Raw genomic sequence first — 16822 nt, 5'->3', positions numbered from 1 at the left:
ACATGGAATTTTCATTTGATGGTGATTTAAATCAAGGTGCAGTTATAAAAGTAATTGGTGTTGGTGGTGGTGGCGGAAACGCAATTAACCGTATGGTTGAAGAACAAGTTGGTGGAGTTGAATTTATCGCTGCTAATACTGATGTTCAAGCGTTACGTTCATCAAAAGCAGATACAGTAATTCAAATTGGTCCAAAATTAACTCGTGGACTTGGAGCAGGTGCTCAACCAGAAGTTGGAAGAAAAGCTGCTGAAGAAAGCGAAGAAGTTCTTGAAGAAATCCTTCACGGAAGTGATATGGTATTTATCACAGCTGGTATGGGTGGCGGAACTGGTACAGGTGCTGCACCAGTAATTGCTAATATTGCTAAAAATTTAGGTGCCTTAACTGTTGGTGTTGTTACACGTCCATTTGGATTTGAAGGTTCAAAACGTGGTTACCATGCTGCTGAAGGAATTGCTGAACTTAAAGAGAATGTTGATACTTTATTAATTATTTCAAATAATAATTTACTTGAAATCGTTGATAAGAAAACTCCTTTAACAGAAGCTTTACGTGAAGCTGATAACGTTTTACGTCAAGGTGTACAAGGAATTACAGACTTGATTACAAGTCCTGGTATGATCAACTTAGACTTCGCTGATGTTAAAACTGTAATGGCAAACAAAGGTGATGCTTTAATGGGTATTGGTGTTGCAGAAGGAGACGATCGTGTTATTGAAGCAACTCGTCAAGCTATCTATTCACCATTGCTAGAAACTACTATTGACGGAGCTGAAAACGTTCTTTTAAACGTTACGGGTGGACTTGATATGAGTCTTACTGAGGCACAAGATGCATCAGAAATCGTTATTCAAGCAGCTGGGAATGATGTAAATATCTTACTTGGAACTGCAATTGATGATAGCTTACAAGGTGAAATTCGTGTAACTGTTGTTGCAACTGGTGTTGATAAAGAAGAAGTTAATCGTGTTGTTAATCAAAAACAAGAACAACCACGTCGTCGCATCTTAGGAGCATCTTCTGGTGAATATTCAACAAATAATGATATTCGTCGTAAAGAAACAACTTCAAATAACCAAAACCAACAATCTGCTTTTGGTGAATGGGATTTGAGACGTGAGACAAGCGCTCCACGTCCAACACAAAGTACAAATCGTGAAGAACAAGCTTCAGTTAGTAAATATAACGCTCCAAGTCAAACATCTCAAAATGATGGTGAAAACTTGGATACACCTCCATTCTTCCGTAATAACAAATAATTAACATGACAATATCTGAGAATGTACAAAATGTTCTCGATAATGTAAGTAAATCAGAAAAACATTCCTGTCGTGCAGAGAATTCAGTAACAGTAATTGGTGTAACCAAATACGTAGATGAAATCGCTGCACGACAACTTGTAATATCAGGAATTAATAACTTGGCTGAAAATAGAGTTGATTTATTTCTTGATAAGTACCATGCTTTGGATGATTTAGATATAACATGGCATTTAATCGGGACACTTCAAAGACGCAAAGTCAAAGATGTAATAAATTATGTTGATTACTTTCATGCTTTAGATTCAATGAAATTAGCTCAAGAAATAAGTAAACGTGCAGAACATGAAATTAATTGTTTTTTACAAGTTAATGTTTCAGGCGAAGAAAGTAAGCATGGTTTTACAAAAGAAGAAGCATTTGATATAGTAAAAGACCTAAACGAATTGAAAAACATAAAAATTGTCGGTCTGATGACAATGGCACCGTTTGATGCTCAAGAGGAAGAGCTTGCTGTAATTTTTTCACAAACTAAAGAATTACAAGAAGCTATTTCTAAATTAAATTTACCTAATATTCCTTGTACTGAATTAAGTATGGGAATGAGTAGAGATTATCAACTTGCGATTGAAAACGGAGCAACTTTTGTCAGAATCGGGAGTGAATTTTTTAAGGAACGAGATTAATTATGGATAATGTAAAAGATGTGTTCGGTAGAATGCGAGATTTCTTTCTTGGAGATGACGAGGATGACCAAGAAGAATTTTCTGAACAAGGTTCAAGTGTATATGTAGCTAATAATAATCAACAAACAGCTAGAACTAAAACTTCAGCAAATAGGTCTTCACAAAGTCAAGAACCACCAGTTAGACAGCGTCAAGAGTCTAGTACTCCTCAGTCAAGACCTGCTAACAAACAAGAAAACAAACAAACTACTAGTAATAGAAGTCAACAGACTAGACATAATCAACAGTCTGATTCAAATAGACAGAGTCAAAGGGTACAACAACAGTCAGCACCCACTAGACAAAATTCAGAAACTTATAATAGACAAACACAAACAGAGAATAATACAAGAAAGAGCCAAGATAAAAGAATGACTAATGATGATAAATTTTCAACAATTGTAATTAAAGAGCCAAGAGTATACGGCGATGTAATGGAAATTGCGACAATCGTGAAAAATGACGAAAGCGTCTTAGTTAACTTTAAAACAATGGACGAGTACCAAGCTCGTCGTAGCATTGATTTCTTTACGGGTGTTGTTTACACTTTAGACGGAGATATTCAAAATGTTGGTGGACAAATTTTCTTATTAACACCATCAAGTGTTTCAGTAGAAGCAAGTGCTGAGATGAGTTTATTAGCTCGTCAAAATTATGATGATTTTGACTTATAGGAGATAAAATTGTTAAATTTAATTTTCAAATTAATAGATTTATATAGCTGGGTACTTGTTATCTATGCCATGTTAAGCTGGATACCTCCATTGAGAGACTCCAAAGTGGGAGAAATTATTTCAAAAATTTCTGTTCCCTATTTAAATCTTTTTAAAGGCTTGCCATTACAATTTGGTGGATTTGATTTTACTGTTGTAGTGGGGATTGCAGCACTACAATTAATTGAAAGATTCATATATATTATTTATAATTTGCTTTTCTAATATGAATGAAATTTATCAGCATTTTAAACCTGAAGAGAAGGCATTTATTGATAGAGCTAGCGATTGGATAGATCGAGTAAAAGAAAATTACGAAGTTATCTCTACCAATTTTTTAAATCCTAGGGAAGTTGAGATATTGAAATCATTGGCTAATGGAGCTGACATAAAAATATTTTCAAGTTTTGATACAGTGAGAACTGAAATGGTAAAAGTTATTTTAGCACCGAATTTTTATGAACTTACTCTTGATGATTTTCAATTATCTTTGATAGAAATTGATTTCCCTAGTAAATTTGCAAAAATTGGTCATCCACAAATATTAGGAACAATTCTGGGGCAAACTGGACTTGAAAGAAATAAAATTGGTGATATTTTAGTTTCTGATAGTCGCGCTCAATTTTTCGTAGATTCTAAATTTACTAATCTTTTATCTGAAAATATTAGTAAAATAGGTAAATTAGGTGTAAAATTATATCAGGTTCCTTTTGATAAGTTAATAACTATAAGTAATAATGGTTCTAATACCAGACAAAAAGTGTTAGTTGTTTCTAGTCTACGCCTTGATAAACTTGTGGCTTCAAGTTTTAATATTTCAAGAAAGATAGCGGCAGATTTAATTGATAAAGGATTTGTTAAATTAAATTATTCACTAGAAGCACGAAAAGAAACTATTCTTGAAATCAATGATTTGGTAAGTGTTAGGGGATATGGGAGATTCACTTTGATAAATAAGCTTTCTTTAAGTAAAAAAGATAAGAATAGAGTTGAAGTCGAAATTACAAATAAAAAATAATGGAGGAATGTGATGGTTTTAAATAGCTTAGATATCCAAAATAAAGTTTTTTCTAAAGAAATGCGTGGCTATAGTAAAAAAGAAGTTGAAGAGTTCATGGATATAATCATTCGTGATTATGATGAATATGCGCAAACAGTTAAAGATTTAGAAAGAGAAAACAAACATTTAAAAGAAAAAGTTAGCTACTTTGAAGAAATGAAAGATTCTCTGAATAAATCATTAATCATTGCTCAAGATACTTCAGATAATGTTCGTGCACAAGCCGAAAGCGAAGCTGATAACATTTTAACTGATGCTCGTCAAAAATCTGATATTATTATTGAAGGTGCTAAAAAAGAAGGAGCTTTGATTCTTGATACGGCTCGTAATGATGCAGTCCGACTAGTTAAAGAAACAGATGATTTGAAGAGAAATATGCGTTCATATCATCAAAAAATACAGCTGTTGGTTCAAGCACAAATGGACAACATTAACAATGAAGATTGGGATGAAATTTTTAAACCAGTATCAACATATATCCCAATGCATGATGAAACTCTGAAAAACGTTATTGCCGAAGCTCTTGGTAATCAACAATATACAACAAAACTACCAGCAGAAGAAATCAAAGCAGCGGCAAAACAACTTGCTGAAAATGCTGATGCTGAAAAATCGACAGAAGATATTGAGTTAGATCAAGAAAGTGATGCTGATTCAGAAGCTACGAAAGAAACAAAATAAATAAAATTTCAGAACAAGAGAGACTTTGATATTTAAAGCGAACAAGGAAATGGTGTAAGCCTTGTAATTACTCACTGTCTTTTATCATCTGATTAAAATTCCTCCTGAAATAAGTAAGTTGGAACGTGACTCGCGTTAAGAGTTTGAGATATATGATAAACTTTATTTATCATATAAATTAGGGTGGTACCACGATCTTTCGTCCCTTGACGAGAGATCGTTTTTTTTATATTAAAAAATTATAATAAAAAATTAACGAGGTAAAGATTAATGAAAGTTAAAGATACTTTAAACTTAGGGAAAACAGGATTTCCAATGCGAGCTGGTCTTCCTAATAAAGAGCCAGAATGGCAAAAAAACTGGGAAGAAGCTGATTTATACAATAAACGTCAAGAATTAAATGAAGGCAAACCATCATTTATGTTACATGATGGACCTCCATATGCTAATGGAAATATTCATTTAGGACATTCATTAAATAAAATTTCAAAAGATATAATCGTTCGTTATAAAAATATGGCAGGTTTCCGTGCTCCTTACGTTCCAGGATGGGATACTCATGGACTACCAATTGAACAAGTATTGGCAAAAAATGGTGTTAAACGTAAAGAAATGGATCTTCTAGATTACTTAGAAGAATGTCGTAAATATGCTCTTAGTCAAGTTGATACGCAAAGGGCAGACTTTAAGCGTCTTGGTGTTATGGGTGATTGGGAAAATCCATATATTACTCTTGATCCAAGTTATGAAGCAGCTCAAATTCACGTTTTTGGCAAAATGGCTGAAAAAGGATACATTTATAAAGGTCAAAAACCAATTTATTGGTCTCCATCAAGTGAGTCAAGTTTAGCTGAAGCTGAAATCGAATACCAAGATGTACGATCTGCATCAATTTATGTAGCTTTTAAAGCTGTAGATACTAAAGGTAAATTACCAGAGGATACTGAATTTGTTATCTGGACAACTACTCCTTGGACAATTCCATCAAACATGGGTATCTTTACTCATCCAGATTATGAATATGTTTTAGTTGCTGTAGACGGACGTAAATTCCTTATTGCTAGTGATTTATTAAATGACGTTGCTGAAAACCTTGAATGGACTGATTATGAAGTTATTCAAACTATCAAAGGAAGTGAACTTGATGGAATGGTAGCTCGTCACCCATTCTATGATCGTGAAAGTCTTGTAATGAATGCTGAGTATGTAACTCTTGATAGTGGTACTGGTTTAGTCCACACAGCTCCTGGACACGGGGAAGATGACTATTTCTTCAGTCGTAAATATAATCTTCCAGTATTAAGTCCAATTGATGACCGTGGTTACTATACAGACGAGGCACCAGGTTTTGAAGGGCTATTCTATGATGAAGGTAATAAAAAAGTTACAGAATTACTTGAAGAAAAAGGTGCATTACTTAAATTAAGTTTCTTTACTCACAGCTATCCTCATGACTGGAGAACTAAGAAACCTGTCATCTTCCGTGCTACTCCTCAATGGTTTGCTTCAATTGATAAATTCCGTCAAGATATCTTATCAGAAGTTGAAAAAGTTGACTGGGTAATGCCTTGGGGAAAAACTCGTCTTTATAATATGGTTCGCGATCGCGGTGATTGGGTAATCTCTCGTCAACGTGCTTGGGGTGTTCCACTTCCAATCTTCTATGCTGAAGATGGATCTGAAATTATTACTCCAGAAACAACTAATCATGTTGCTGATTTATTTAAAGAACACGGTTCGAAAGTTTGGTGGGAACGTGATGCTAAGGATTTACTTCCTGAAGGATTTACACACCCAGGTTCACCAAATGGTGAGTTCACTAAAGAAAAAGATATCATGGATGTGTGGTTTGATTCAGGTTCTTCACATGAAGCAGTTCTTCGTGGACGTAAAGAATTATCATTCCCAGCTGATTTATATCTTGAAGGAAGTGACCAATACCGTGGTTGGTTCAACTCTAGTATTACTACAAGTGTAGCAATCAATGGTGTTGCTCCATATAAAGCAGTTCTTTCACAAGGTTTTGTTCTTGATGGACAAGGACGTAAGATGTCTAAATCAATCGGAAACATCATCGCACCTGGAACAGTTGTTAAACAATACGGTGCTGATATCCTTCGCCTTTGGGTTGCAAGTGTTGATGCTGAAAGCGATGTACGTGTTTCAATGGAAATTCTTGGTCAAGTATCAGAAACATATCGTAAAATCAGAAATACTCTTCGTTTCCTAATCGCAAATACAAGTGATTTTTCTAAAAATGATAATAGTGTTGATTATGATGAATTACAAGGATCAGACAAATATATCTTAAACCGTTTGAATGAAGTTGTAGCTGCCTCTCTTGAAGCATATAATAAATATGACTTTATGACTGTTTACAAGACAGTATTTAACTTTTTAACAAATGATCTATCAGCATTCTACTTAGATTTCGCTAAGGATGTTGTTTATATCGAAGGAGCTGATAGTAAAGCACGTCGTTCAATGCAAACTGTATTTAACGAAATTTTGGTTAAACTTACTAAATTATTGTCTCCAATCATCCCTCACACTGCCGAAGAAATCTGGTCATATTTGGATGAAGAAGAAGAGTACGTATATCTTGCTGAAATGCCAACTACTGTTGAGTATGTTAATTCACAAGAATTAACTGATACATGGTCAGCATTTATGGACTTTCGCGATGAAGTATTGAAAGCTCTTGAAGTAGCCCGTGATGAAAAAGTAATCGGTAAATCGCTTGAAGCAAGTGTTACTGTTTATCCGAACGAAGTTGTAAGAACTCTTCTTGCATCTATGAATGAAGATATTGCAAAACTTCTAATCGTTTCAGAATTTGTTGTAGCTAATGGTGACGCACCAGCAGATGCTCAACAATTTGAAGATGCGGCTATCTCAGTTAAACATGCTGAAGGTGAAGTATGTGATCGTTGTCGTCGTACTGACTTAACAGTTGGACAAAGTGAAAACGAACACCTCGCACACTTCTGTAAACGTTGTGCAGACATCGTAACAGAAGAATTCCCTGAAGTATTAACAGAAGGATTTGAAGCTTAAAAATTTGCCGTGCAAGTGGTAATAATAATTTTGATTCCAAAGTTACTTTTGCTTTCAAATATAAATAAAACTAGTAGCTGACAACGAAACACTACTAGTTTTATTATAAAATTAAATACTATTTTAATATTATGATTGAGATATGGAATGAACAAATCTATCATTATTTCAGATGAGGAAAGTGATAATCAATCAATTAAGTTTTCGCAAGTTCGTAATGCTAGTCGAGGAATTGTATTAAATGATAAAAATGAAATTCTGATTGAAAAATTTTTGAAATACAATCTTTATACATTGCCAGGTGGTGGAATTGAAAATGATGAAGAACCATCTAAGTCATTTAAACGGGAAGTATTAGAAGAAGCGGGATTGAGCTGTGAAATAATAAAACAACTTCCTGATGTAGTTGAATTACGACATAAGCAAGACTATAAGCAAATAAATCATTGTTTCTTGGCAAAGTTGTGCAATAAAAATGTACAAAACCAAAATTTGGATATACACGAGGAAGAAGATGGTCTTCAGATAAGCTGGTATCCCTTATTTGAAGGAATTAAGATTTTACTAAGCCAAGTTCCAGAAACTGAACAACAGAAGTTTTTAACTTTAAGGGATAAGATTATCCTTCAGCAAGCAATTGGTGATTTATTCAATAATTCAAATTTATTTATTAAATAATCTTTTAGAACTAAACCGAACTAAATTTCTACTTTCAGAAAATATAGTTCGGTTTCTTCTATATAAAACTTTGAAAAATCAAAAAACTGCTTGACTAGAATTACAAAAAGTCGTATTATGGTGAGAAATAATTTTGGGAGATGAAAAATGCTAGACAATAAGATTATTAAAGAAATGCCAAAAATTGAATTACACTGTCACTTAGATGGTTCATTATCAGTAGACGCAATTAGACGGATGGCAATAAATGAAAATATTCAACTTCCAGAAAAAGATGAGGATTTAAAAGCAAATATTCATGCACCTCGAGAAACTCATTCTTTACTTGATTATCTATCGTGTTTTGATTACGTATTACCCCTTTTACAAACAAAAGAAAATCTTGAACTAGCAGCATATGATGTCGCTAAACAGGCAGCTGATGAAAATGTTAAATATATTGAAATTCGTTTTGCCCCAATGCACCATACAAAAAAAGACCTAAATATTATTGAAGTCACAAAAGCTATCTGCAAAGGTTTTGAACAAGCAGAAGCTGATTTTGATATTAAAGTCCGTGGTCTCATATGTGGCTTACGTCATGAAAGCGTTAGTACACTAATGACTTTATTGGACATTTTTGCGGAAGAGGATGAAAATCTAATTTCTCACTATATAGTTGGTTTCGATTTGGCTGGTGATGAAGAGAACTTCCCACCAAAACTTTTTGCCCCTCTCTTAGAAAAAGTTAAGCAAAAAGGGGTGAATTTAACCCTTCATGCTGGTGAATGTGGCTGTGCACAAAATATTTTTGATTCAATTGAACTCGGAGCAAGTAGAATTGGTCACGGTGTTGCCATTCATGAGAATCCTGATGAATTTTCTTTTCTTAAAGAAAAAAATATAACCTTTGAAATGGCTCCAACTAGTAACTTTCAGACTAAGGCAATTGAAAGTTTGGAATTATATCCCTTTAAAGAACTGTTCGATGCAGGTGTTGCAGTAACTATTAATACTGATAATAGAACTGTAAGTGATACAAACTTAGTGAAAGAATATAGGAAAATCAGAGATTGGTATGATTTTACACTTGATGATTTTTTGAAGGTAAATATTAATGCTATAGAAGGTTCATTTGTAACAGGTACTGAAAAAAAATTTTTACTTGATAAAATCATATTAGAATACAAGCAGCTTGGTTAATCACCTTGCTGTATTTTTTGTGGGAAAGCGACAACTTATGTAAGATATGGTAAAATAATAGAAAGAGCATTTAGAAAAATTTATGTAAAAGAAATTTGGAGATAGTAATGAAATTATCAGTAATTGTACCTTGTTATAATGAAGAGGAGTCAATTCCATTATTTTTTGCTGAAATGCAAAAGGTAAACGAAGGGCTACCTTTGGATTTTGAATATATTTTTGTTAATGATGGAAGTAAGGATAAGACGCTAGATATTTTAAGGGACTTAGCGAAAGAAAATAATAACGTTCATTATATTTCATTCTCACGTAATTTTGGTAAGGAATCTGCTTTGTATGCGGGTCTTGAAAATGCTACTGGTGATTATGTAACTGTTATGGATGTTGATTTACAAGATCCGCCAGAATTATTGATAGAGATGTTTGAGAAGATTCAAGATCCAGACATTGATTGTGTTGGATGTCGTCGAGTTAGTCGTACTGGTGAACCACCAATCCGTAGTTTTTTTGCACGTATGTTTTATAAAATAATTAATAAAATTGGGCAAACTGAAATGGTTGACGGTGCGCGTGATTTTCGATTGATGACTAGGCAAATGGTGGATGCAATTTTAGAAGTAAGGGAATATAATCGCTTTTCGAAAGGTATTTTTACATGGGTTGGGTTCAATACAATTTATTTAGAGTATGAGAATCGTGAACGAGTTGCTGGTGAGACTAGCTGGAATTTTTGGTCATTATTAAAATATTCATTGGAAGGTATTATTAATTTTTCAGAAGCGCCATTAAATATTGCTACTTATGGTGGTATGCTTTCAGTATTCATTTCGATAGTTGGGGCGATATTTATTGTTATACGCACATTGGTATTTGGTGATAGCACAAATGGATGGCCTTCGCTTGTGATAATTATTCTATTTTGTAGCGGAATTAATTTATTAATGTTAGGAATTATTGGGAAGTATATTAGTAAAATTTTCTTAGAGACAAAAAGTCGTCCAATTTATGTTGTTCGTGAGACTGAAAAAGATTTGAAAAAATTAACTATTATGAAATAAAAAAGATGAACTCCGGAGAGTTCATCTTTTTTAATTATGTGGCAATGTGATTGTTGATTGACTTAGGTCTATTTCATAAGTTGCTTGTCTATTATCTCGGACTGTAAGTTCAAAATCAGTGCTATATATAATAACTCTTAGACTATCACCTTTTTTCAATTGGTAAATTGTTGGTTGAAGGTCAAGTTTCACATCCATCCATGTGTCAGCTGGTACTTCATCTACTTGGAGTAGACCATTACGGTTTTGAAGATTTAATAAGGCTTTTGATACTAATTTATAAGGAGAATCAGCAAGTTTCAATTCTTTTAAATCATCAAATTGGAAATTATGTCCTAAATCAATTTCTTTTGGTTCAAGCATAGTTGCTAAAGTATTGAGACGTTTTTTGTCACCATATTCAAGAACTTGTGCTGAAAGTAGTCCCTTACTGTCATTTAGTTTTACCTTCAAATTAAGCTGAATTTGACCATTAATTAAAATATCATCATCAATATTTATATCAATTACAGAAGCATTAGCCTTATCTGTATAGAGGTCAGTAATAAATGTACGGTAGTTTTTGCTATAGCTATCGTATTTTTCTTGCTCGTATTGATTTTCAAAGTTTGAAATTTCACTGCCAAGCTTAAAGCTAGTTGCATCCTTTTCGCCAAATCTATCAAGTGACTTGAACGACTGTTCAATATTATTTTCCTGCCATACAACTTCAGGCAATTCAAGATTGAGCTTACGATCCAAAAGTTTTGCTGTGAAATAAGTGTTAATTGTTTCAGAGAAGTCTAGGCTTTGCCAGTTATTAATGTAGATGTGTTCTCCGTGATGGAGGAAGGCATGCTTAGTGACATTTTCAGGAAGGTCTTTTAAGTATTCAAAGGCATGGATTGGTTTAACATTCCAATCTTGTAGGCCGTGAACAGCGATAATATCTGCTTTAACTTTATTGATATGTGGTCTGTAGTTTCTATCGTGCCAATATTGATTATAATCACCAGTTGTACGGTCGATATCAGAGGTCATTTGAGAAAGTTCTTTTTGATAAAAGTCATTGTTTTTGAGGTAGTCAGCTGCATCAAGATTTTTTGAATATGTTAACGCAGCAAGTACATCTAAGTCTTCACCAGGGTAGCCACCAGGACTTGAAATTGCTCCATTTTCACGATAATAGTCATACCAAGAAGTTATTCCAGCTTCGGCAACGATAACTTCTAAACCATCAACACCAGTAGTTGCTGCACCGTATGCTAGAGTACCAAGATAAGACTTACCTGTCATCGCTACTTTACCGTTTGACCAGTTGGCTACAACACGAGAAGTGCGTTTGCGGTCGGTAAAGGCTTTAGCACGTCCGTTTAACCAATCTATTACTGCAGTTACACTTGCTACTTGTTGGTAGTCTCCTGATGTCATAAAACCATCAGATCCACGTGTACCAACACCGGCAACATAGATAGATGCAAATCCTCGAGCAAGCATATAATCATTGAGAGTATAAGTCCAACCATGGGTGAACTTTTCAGTTTCGTCAGATTCAGGAATAAGAATAGCTTTCTCAGGTAATTTCGGAAATTCTGAAATTTCATCGGTAACTTTGATTTCATGACTTTCTTTTTGAATCAATTCAACGTTCATATCATGAAGTTGGTCATCATTTGCCTTAACATTAATTCCTAAATGATAAGGGCTAGCTGTCATAACAGAAGGAAGTTTACCATCAAATTTTGGACGAATAATCTGTACCTTGATTAAATCATATTCCATGTTATTATCTGTATCAACTGGACTCTCAACATAGACAACTTCCCTAATCAAATCTCTTGTATCGAAAGTAGCAAGACTCTTATCGTTGAAGAAGTGGTAGTTATTATCCATAGGTAAAAAGTCTTCTGATACTAATTTTTCAATTAGAATAACTCCATATTTAGTACGAGTTACCAGTAAAAGATATATTGCTTGCCAGACATTGTCTTTATTCACTGAAGGATCTTTATCATAAATTGGAAGATTTACTTCCTTAATAAATTTAAACGCTTCATTAATTTGAAAATCAAAGTGAGCTGTAAAATTTAAAAGTTGTAGGGCAAGTGTATAAAAAATATCCCAAGTTAAATCTTCATCACTTTGAATAAACTCAAAATAATCAAGTGAGTCTGTTGCTTGAAGAGTTGATAAATCGAAGGGAATCTTTACGAGAAAATCATTTAATATTTCTTTTTCTGTTAAATCTCTATCTACTGAAAATCCAAGATTTTTAAGTTCATCAAGTTGCTCTGCTTTTTCTTTTTTTACGATCGAAAATTGGTTAAATTTCATTCTTTTACCTTTCTGGATGCATTATTAGTAAAATTATATCATACATGAGAAACTTTCTATTAACTTAAGCGTTTTCATCTTCTGGAAGTTCTTTACAAAAGACTTTTAACTTGTTAGAATTACTTGAATTGATAATTTTTGGAGGTTTTTTTAATGGATGTAACATGGACAGTCAAGTACATTACGGAATTCTTGGGTACGGCTTTACTTATTATTTTAGGTAATGGTGCGGTAGCTAACGTCGACCTTAAAGGTACTAAAGGTTTTGCCTCAGGTTGGATGACAATCGCATGGGGTTATGGTATGGGTGTAATGATCCCAGCACTTATGTTTGGTAACGTTTCTGGTAACCACATCAACCCAGCTTTCACTCTTGGTCTTGCGGTTTCTGGATTATTCCCATGGGCGCATGTAGCTCAATATATTATTGCACAAGTTTTAGGAGCAATGTTCGGACAACTAGTTTTGGTTTCTGTATATCGTCCTTACTACTTGAAAACAGAAAATCCAAACCACGTTTTGGGTACTTTTTCAACAATTGATAATATCGATAACGGAACAGTTGAAGCTCGTCGTGGAGCAACAATCAATGGTTTCCTTAACGAGTTTGTAGGTTCATTTGTTTTATTCTTTGCTGCTGTTTCAATCACAAGCAACTTCTTTGGTGCTGAGATTGTTAAATCAGTTGGTAAATTATTAACTAGCCAAGGACAAAACCTTGCTACAATGACTACCGACCAACAAATTCAAGCAGGTATCACATCAATCGTTGGAGCTAGCTCTGCTTCTAAAGCAGTAGCTCACGTAGCACTTGGTTTCCTAGTTATGGCTCTAGTAGCTGCTCTTGGAGGACCTACTGGTCCAGGTCTTAACCCAGCGCGTGACTTTGGTCCTCGTTTGGTTCACTACCTATTACCAAAATCAGTATTAGGTGAAGCTAAAGGCGATAGCAAATGGTGGTATGCATGGGTTCCAGTTGTAGCACCAATCTTAGCATCAGTAGCAGCAGTAGCTTTATTCAAGCTTCTATATGCTTAATATTAAATCAACCAACCTTGGGTTGGTTTTTTTGATGGAAAAAATAATTTTCAATATATTCTGATTAATATTAACTATCAGTCATTAAATATTTGTGATAAAATTATGAAAAGACATTGGAGATTTATTATGAAAATGACAAATGAAGAGATAGGATCTTTTTTCAGAGATAGTAGCAAAGTACGCAAGTTAACTTTAAATGATATTGCATCGGATAATATTACTGTTGCTCAATTATCAAAATTCAAACGTGGTAAAACGGTTCTTTCTTTTGATCGCTTATTTCATATTATTGATCATTTACATTTAACAATTGAGGAATTTTCCTATGCTATTAATGGTTATGAAAATGATGAATTGACCTAATACGGACTTCAAATATCTGAAGCATATGATCAAAGAGATATCAGTCGGTTATAAAAAATGTTTGAAGAGTATCGTAATTTTGAAAATCTTACTAGTGATGATAGAATAAAAAAATATTTGTATCAACTACTCTTTACAAATTAAATAAGTATTCAAAAGAAACTTTTCAAATTGAAGCTGATGATATTCGTTTTGTTGCAGATTATTTAATGTCTATTTATGAGTGGACTATGTATGATATGGTTCTTTTTAGTGAGATTATGTGGATGATGAACATTGAAACAGTTAAAACATTAGTAAAGGAACTTATATGTCGCGATTCCTTTTATTATGGCATTTTAAATAATAAGCAATTTAGTATAGTTATTTTGATAAATATATACTGTAGAATGATTTTAGGGTCGGATAGACAAAGTTGTAGGTTCTTTAAAAATAGGATTTCTGAAATGCTCAGTGATTATTCTGGACTTGTAGAAGAAAAAATATATTTTAATTTTGCTAGCGCTTTTGAAGATTATACATTCAATAACTCGCAAGATGGTCTTTATAAAATGGAAAATATTATAGACTATACAAGTAAGTTGGAATTATTTAAAATTTCTTCACATCTTAAATCACAGTATGATAATTTGTTAGCACAATTACAGGAGAAAACGACAATATATGAAAATGACAAATGAAGAACTAGGGTTATTTTTTAGGGAAATTAGAAAAGCTCGCAAGCTGACATTAAATGATGTAGCCTCTGATACTGTAACAGCTGCTCAACTATCTAAGTTTGAACGTGGAGAAAGTGCTTTATCATTTGATAGACTTTTTTCTGTAATTAATGCCTTAAATATGAGTATTGAAGAATTTGCATATGCAATGAATGGTTATGAATTAAATGACTTTCAGACTTTCATAAGTAAGCTAAATGATGCTCAAGGAAGAAAAAATGATAATTACTTATTACAATTAAGAGAAAAATATTCATCAATTGAAAATCCAACAACTGACGAGAGAATGAAAAAAATTTTAATTGACACATATCTAAGAAATTTAAACCGTTTTATCGGAAGCGAATATAAAGTTTCTAAAGAAGATGCGGATTTTGTAGCAGATTATTTGATGTCGGTGGATATATGGACTAACTATGAAGTATTACTACTTAATCAAATTATGTATTTCATTAATATAGAGACAATAAATACCTTGGCAAAAGATATGATTTTTCGTGATACATATTATCAAGATATACATGAGAACAAAGAAGCTATTTTCAGTTGTCTATGCAATATATATTGTTTGATGATTCTCAATAAGGATAATAGCTATCATTTTTATAGGAAAAAAATAGAAGAAATTTTATCTAGTTCATCAGAATCAGAGTTTATATCTTGTAAGATATTCTTTGATTTTGCAACTTGTATGGAAGATTATATTATTAATCAATCACTTCAAGCACTGGAGGAAATGGAAAAAATAATTTCGGGTGTGAAAATATTAAAACTTAATGGGACTTCATCTCACTTACAATTTGAATATGATTTGATTTTAAAAAAATATCCTTTAAAGGAGCAGATCAATGAAGATGACGAATGAAGAACTTGGGATTTTTTTCAGGGAAATACGGAAAGCAAGGAAATTAACTTTAAAAGATATATCTGATCAAAATATAACAGCAGCTCAACTATCAAAATTTGAACGTGGTATTTCTAACCTGACTTTTGATAGGCTTTTCTCAGTAATTGATTCACTAAATATGAGCATAGAAGAGTTTGCCTATGCGATGAACGGATATGAATTAAATAATTTTCAAAGTTTCATTATGGAGATTGAAAATGCATATGATCGAAAAGATGAATTTCATCTATTGAAAATGAAAGAACAATTATTTTTAGTTGAAAATGCAACTACTGATGATAGAATAAAAAGAGTACTAGTTGAATCTCATCTGTGGAAATTAAACTGGTTTTTGAAAACTGATTATAAGGTAAATCGACAAGATGCAAAGTATGTTGCGGATTATCTTATGTCTATTGATGAGTGGACAAATTATGAGGTATATTTGTTCAATGAAATAATATATTTTATAAGTATTGATACTGTCAATGTATTAGCTAGAGAAATGATATTTAGAAATTCTTTTTACCAAGATATTTTAGAAAATAAGAAGACAGTCCTCATTTGTTTATTAAATATTTATAATGTAATGATTCATACTGGTAATAAGGATACTTCTAGATTTTTTAGGAAAAAAATAAAGGAGATACTTCCAAGTAATTCAAATTACCTTTATGAGAAAATCTCTTTTGACTGCTCTAAAGCAATAGAAGATTATGTTTTTAATGAGTCGCAGGACGGTCTTGTGAAAATTAAGAAAATTATAGGAAATCTTGAAGAGTTGGGATTACATGAATTTTCTTCTCAACTGGAATACGATTTAAAAAATATAATTAATCATTATTCAAAAGGTGGAGGTAATCCTTATGATAATTCAGATTAGGATTTATAGTCACTTAAAAATAGACTAATACATCGTTGCGACTCACACTAATAAGCTTGCTTATTTAAGTGTAATCGACAGGGTAGAAAAAAAGGTATTTCTATTTTAATCAACTATATTAAGAAAAAAGTCTAAATTGTAGTTTTTTAAGTTAAAGATCTAGGGAAAATATCATATATGATATTTTCTCTTTTTTATATT

At 32.8% G+C, this 16822-nt stretch carries 15 protein-coding genes and 1 pseudogene; 15 read left to right on the top strand and 1 reads right to left on the bottom strand.

Translation table 11 applies throughout. The features are described from left to right. Positions 1-2: 2 nt before the first annotated feature. The 10 genes and pseudogenes from ftsZ to BG262_RS07345 form a co-directional block, all read left to right on the top strand. Positions 3-954: pseudogene (gene ftsZ / locus BG262_RS07390) on the top strand (cell division protein FtsZ); the annotation flags it as partial. A gap of 313 nt (positions 955-1267) precedes the next feature. After that, positions 1268-1948, top strand: coding sequence for a YggS family pyridoxal phosphate-dependent enzyme (locus tag BG262_RS07385; protein ID WP_070788250.1), 681 nt, complete (start codon positions 1268-1270; stop codon positions 1946-1948). Positions 1949-1950: 2 nt separating this feature from the next. Beyond that, positions 1951-2661 (top strand): cell division protein SepF, encoded by a 711-nt coding sequence (locus BG262_RS10935; protein ID WP_233278840.1) that lies wholly within the window; start codon positions 1951-1953, stop codon positions 2659-2661. Positions 2662-2670: 9 nt separating this feature from the next. After that, on the top strand, positions 2671-2925 hold the full coding sequence (locus tag BG262_RS07375; protein WP_233278839.1) for a YggT family protein: 255 nt from the start codon (positions 2671-2673) through the stop codon (positions 2923-2925). 1 nt (position 2926) lies between these two features. After that, the gene (locus tag BG262_RS07370) at positions 2927-3718 is read left to right on the top strand and encodes a YlmH family RNA-binding protein (protein WP_070788440.1); all 792 of its coding nucleotides are present in this window, start codon (positions 2927-2929) and stop codon (positions 3716-3718) included. 12 nt (positions 3719-3730) lie between these two features. Further along, positions 3731-4441: a DivIVA domain-containing protein gene (locus tag BG262_RS07365; protein ID WP_070788248.1), complete on the top strand. Its 711-nt coding sequence runs from the start codon at positions 3731-3733 to the stop codon at positions 4439-4441. Positions 4442-4711: 270 nt separating this feature from the next. Then, the gene (ileS, locus tag BG262_RS07360; RefSeq protein WP_070788247.1) at positions 4712-7498 is read left to right on the top strand and encodes an isoleucine--tRNA ligase; all 2787 of its coding nucleotides are present in this window, start codon (positions 4712-4714) and stop codon (positions 7496-7498) included. Between the two features lie 147 nt (positions 7499-7645). Continuing rightward, the gene (locus tag BG262_RS07355; RefSeq protein ID WP_070788246.1) at positions 7646-8176 is read left to right on the top strand and encodes an NUDIX hydrolase; all 531 of its coding nucleotides are present in this window, start codon (positions 7646-7648) and stop codon (positions 8174-8176) included. 147 nt (positions 8177-8323) lie between these two features. Continuing rightward, the gene (gene add / locus BG262_RS07350; RefSeq protein ID WP_070788245.1) at positions 8324-9358 is read left to right on the top strand and encodes an adenosine deaminase; all 1035 of its coding nucleotides are present in this window, start codon (positions 8324-8326) and stop codon (positions 9356-9358) included. Between the two features lie 107 nt (positions 9359-9465). After that, positions 9466-10416 (top strand): glycosyltransferase family 2 protein, encoded by a 951-nt coding sequence (locus tag BG262_RS07345; RefSeq protein WP_070788244.1) that lies wholly within the window; start codon positions 9466-9468, stop codon positions 10414-10416. Between the two features lie 30 nt (positions 10417-10446). Here the strand turns inward: BG262_RS07345 and BG262_RS07340 are convergent, their stop codons facing one another. After that, the gene (locus BG262_RS07340) at positions 10447-12729 is read right to left on the bottom strand and encodes a Xaa-Pro dipeptidyl-peptidase (RefSeq protein ID WP_070788243.1); all 2283 of its coding nucleotides are present in this window, start codon (positions 12727-12729) and stop codon (positions 10447-10449) included. 153 nt (positions 12730-12882) lie between these two features. Between BG262_RS07340 and gla the strand changes: the two genes are divergently transcribed. The 5 genes from gla (at position 12883) to BG262_RS07315 (ending at position 16621) form a co-directional block, all read left to right on the top strand. Further along, entirely contained in the window at positions 12883-13767 is an 885-nt protein-coding gene (gene gla / locus BG262_RS07335; RefSeq protein ID WP_070788242.1) for an aquaglyceroporin Gla, read from the top strand. A gap of 129 nt (positions 13768-13896) precedes the next feature. Beyond that, positions 13897-14133 (top strand): helix-turn-helix domain-containing protein, encoded by a 237-nt coding sequence (locus tag BG262_RS07330; protein ID WP_070788241.1) that lies wholly within the window; start codon positions 13897-13899, stop codon positions 14131-14133. Positions 14134-14246: 113 nt separating this feature from the next. After that, positions 14247-14813 (top strand): Rgg family transcriptional regulator, encoded by a 567-nt coding sequence (locus BG262_RS07325; RefSeq protein ID WP_083312939.1) that lies wholly within the window; start codon positions 14247-14249, stop codon positions 14811-14813. Beyond that, on the top strand, positions 14797-15717 hold the full coding sequence (locus BG262_RS07320) for a helix-turn-helix domain-containing protein (RefSeq protein WP_070788239.1): 921 nt from the start codon (positions 14797-14799) through the stop codon (positions 15715-15717). Before BG262_RS07325 ends, BG262_RS07320 begins: the two co-directional genes overlap by 17 nt. Further along, positions 15701-16621, top strand: a complete 921-nt coding sequence (locus tag BG262_RS07315) for a helix-turn-helix domain-containing protein (protein ID WP_070788238.1) — start codon at positions 15701-15703, stop codon at positions 16619-16621. The genes BG262_RS07320 and BG262_RS07315 overlap by 17 nt, the downstream gene beginning before the upstream one ends. The last annotated feature ends 201 nt before the right edge of the window (positions 16622-16822 follow it).

This window comes from Floricoccus penangensis (genome assembly GCF_001832885.1).
Taxonomy (GTDB): Bacteria; Bacillota; Bacilli; order Lactobacillales; family Streptococcaceae; genus Floricoccus; species Floricoccus penangensis.
Note: the sequence above shows the minus strand (reverse complement) of the source record. Positions and strands in the feature narration are given on the sequence as shown.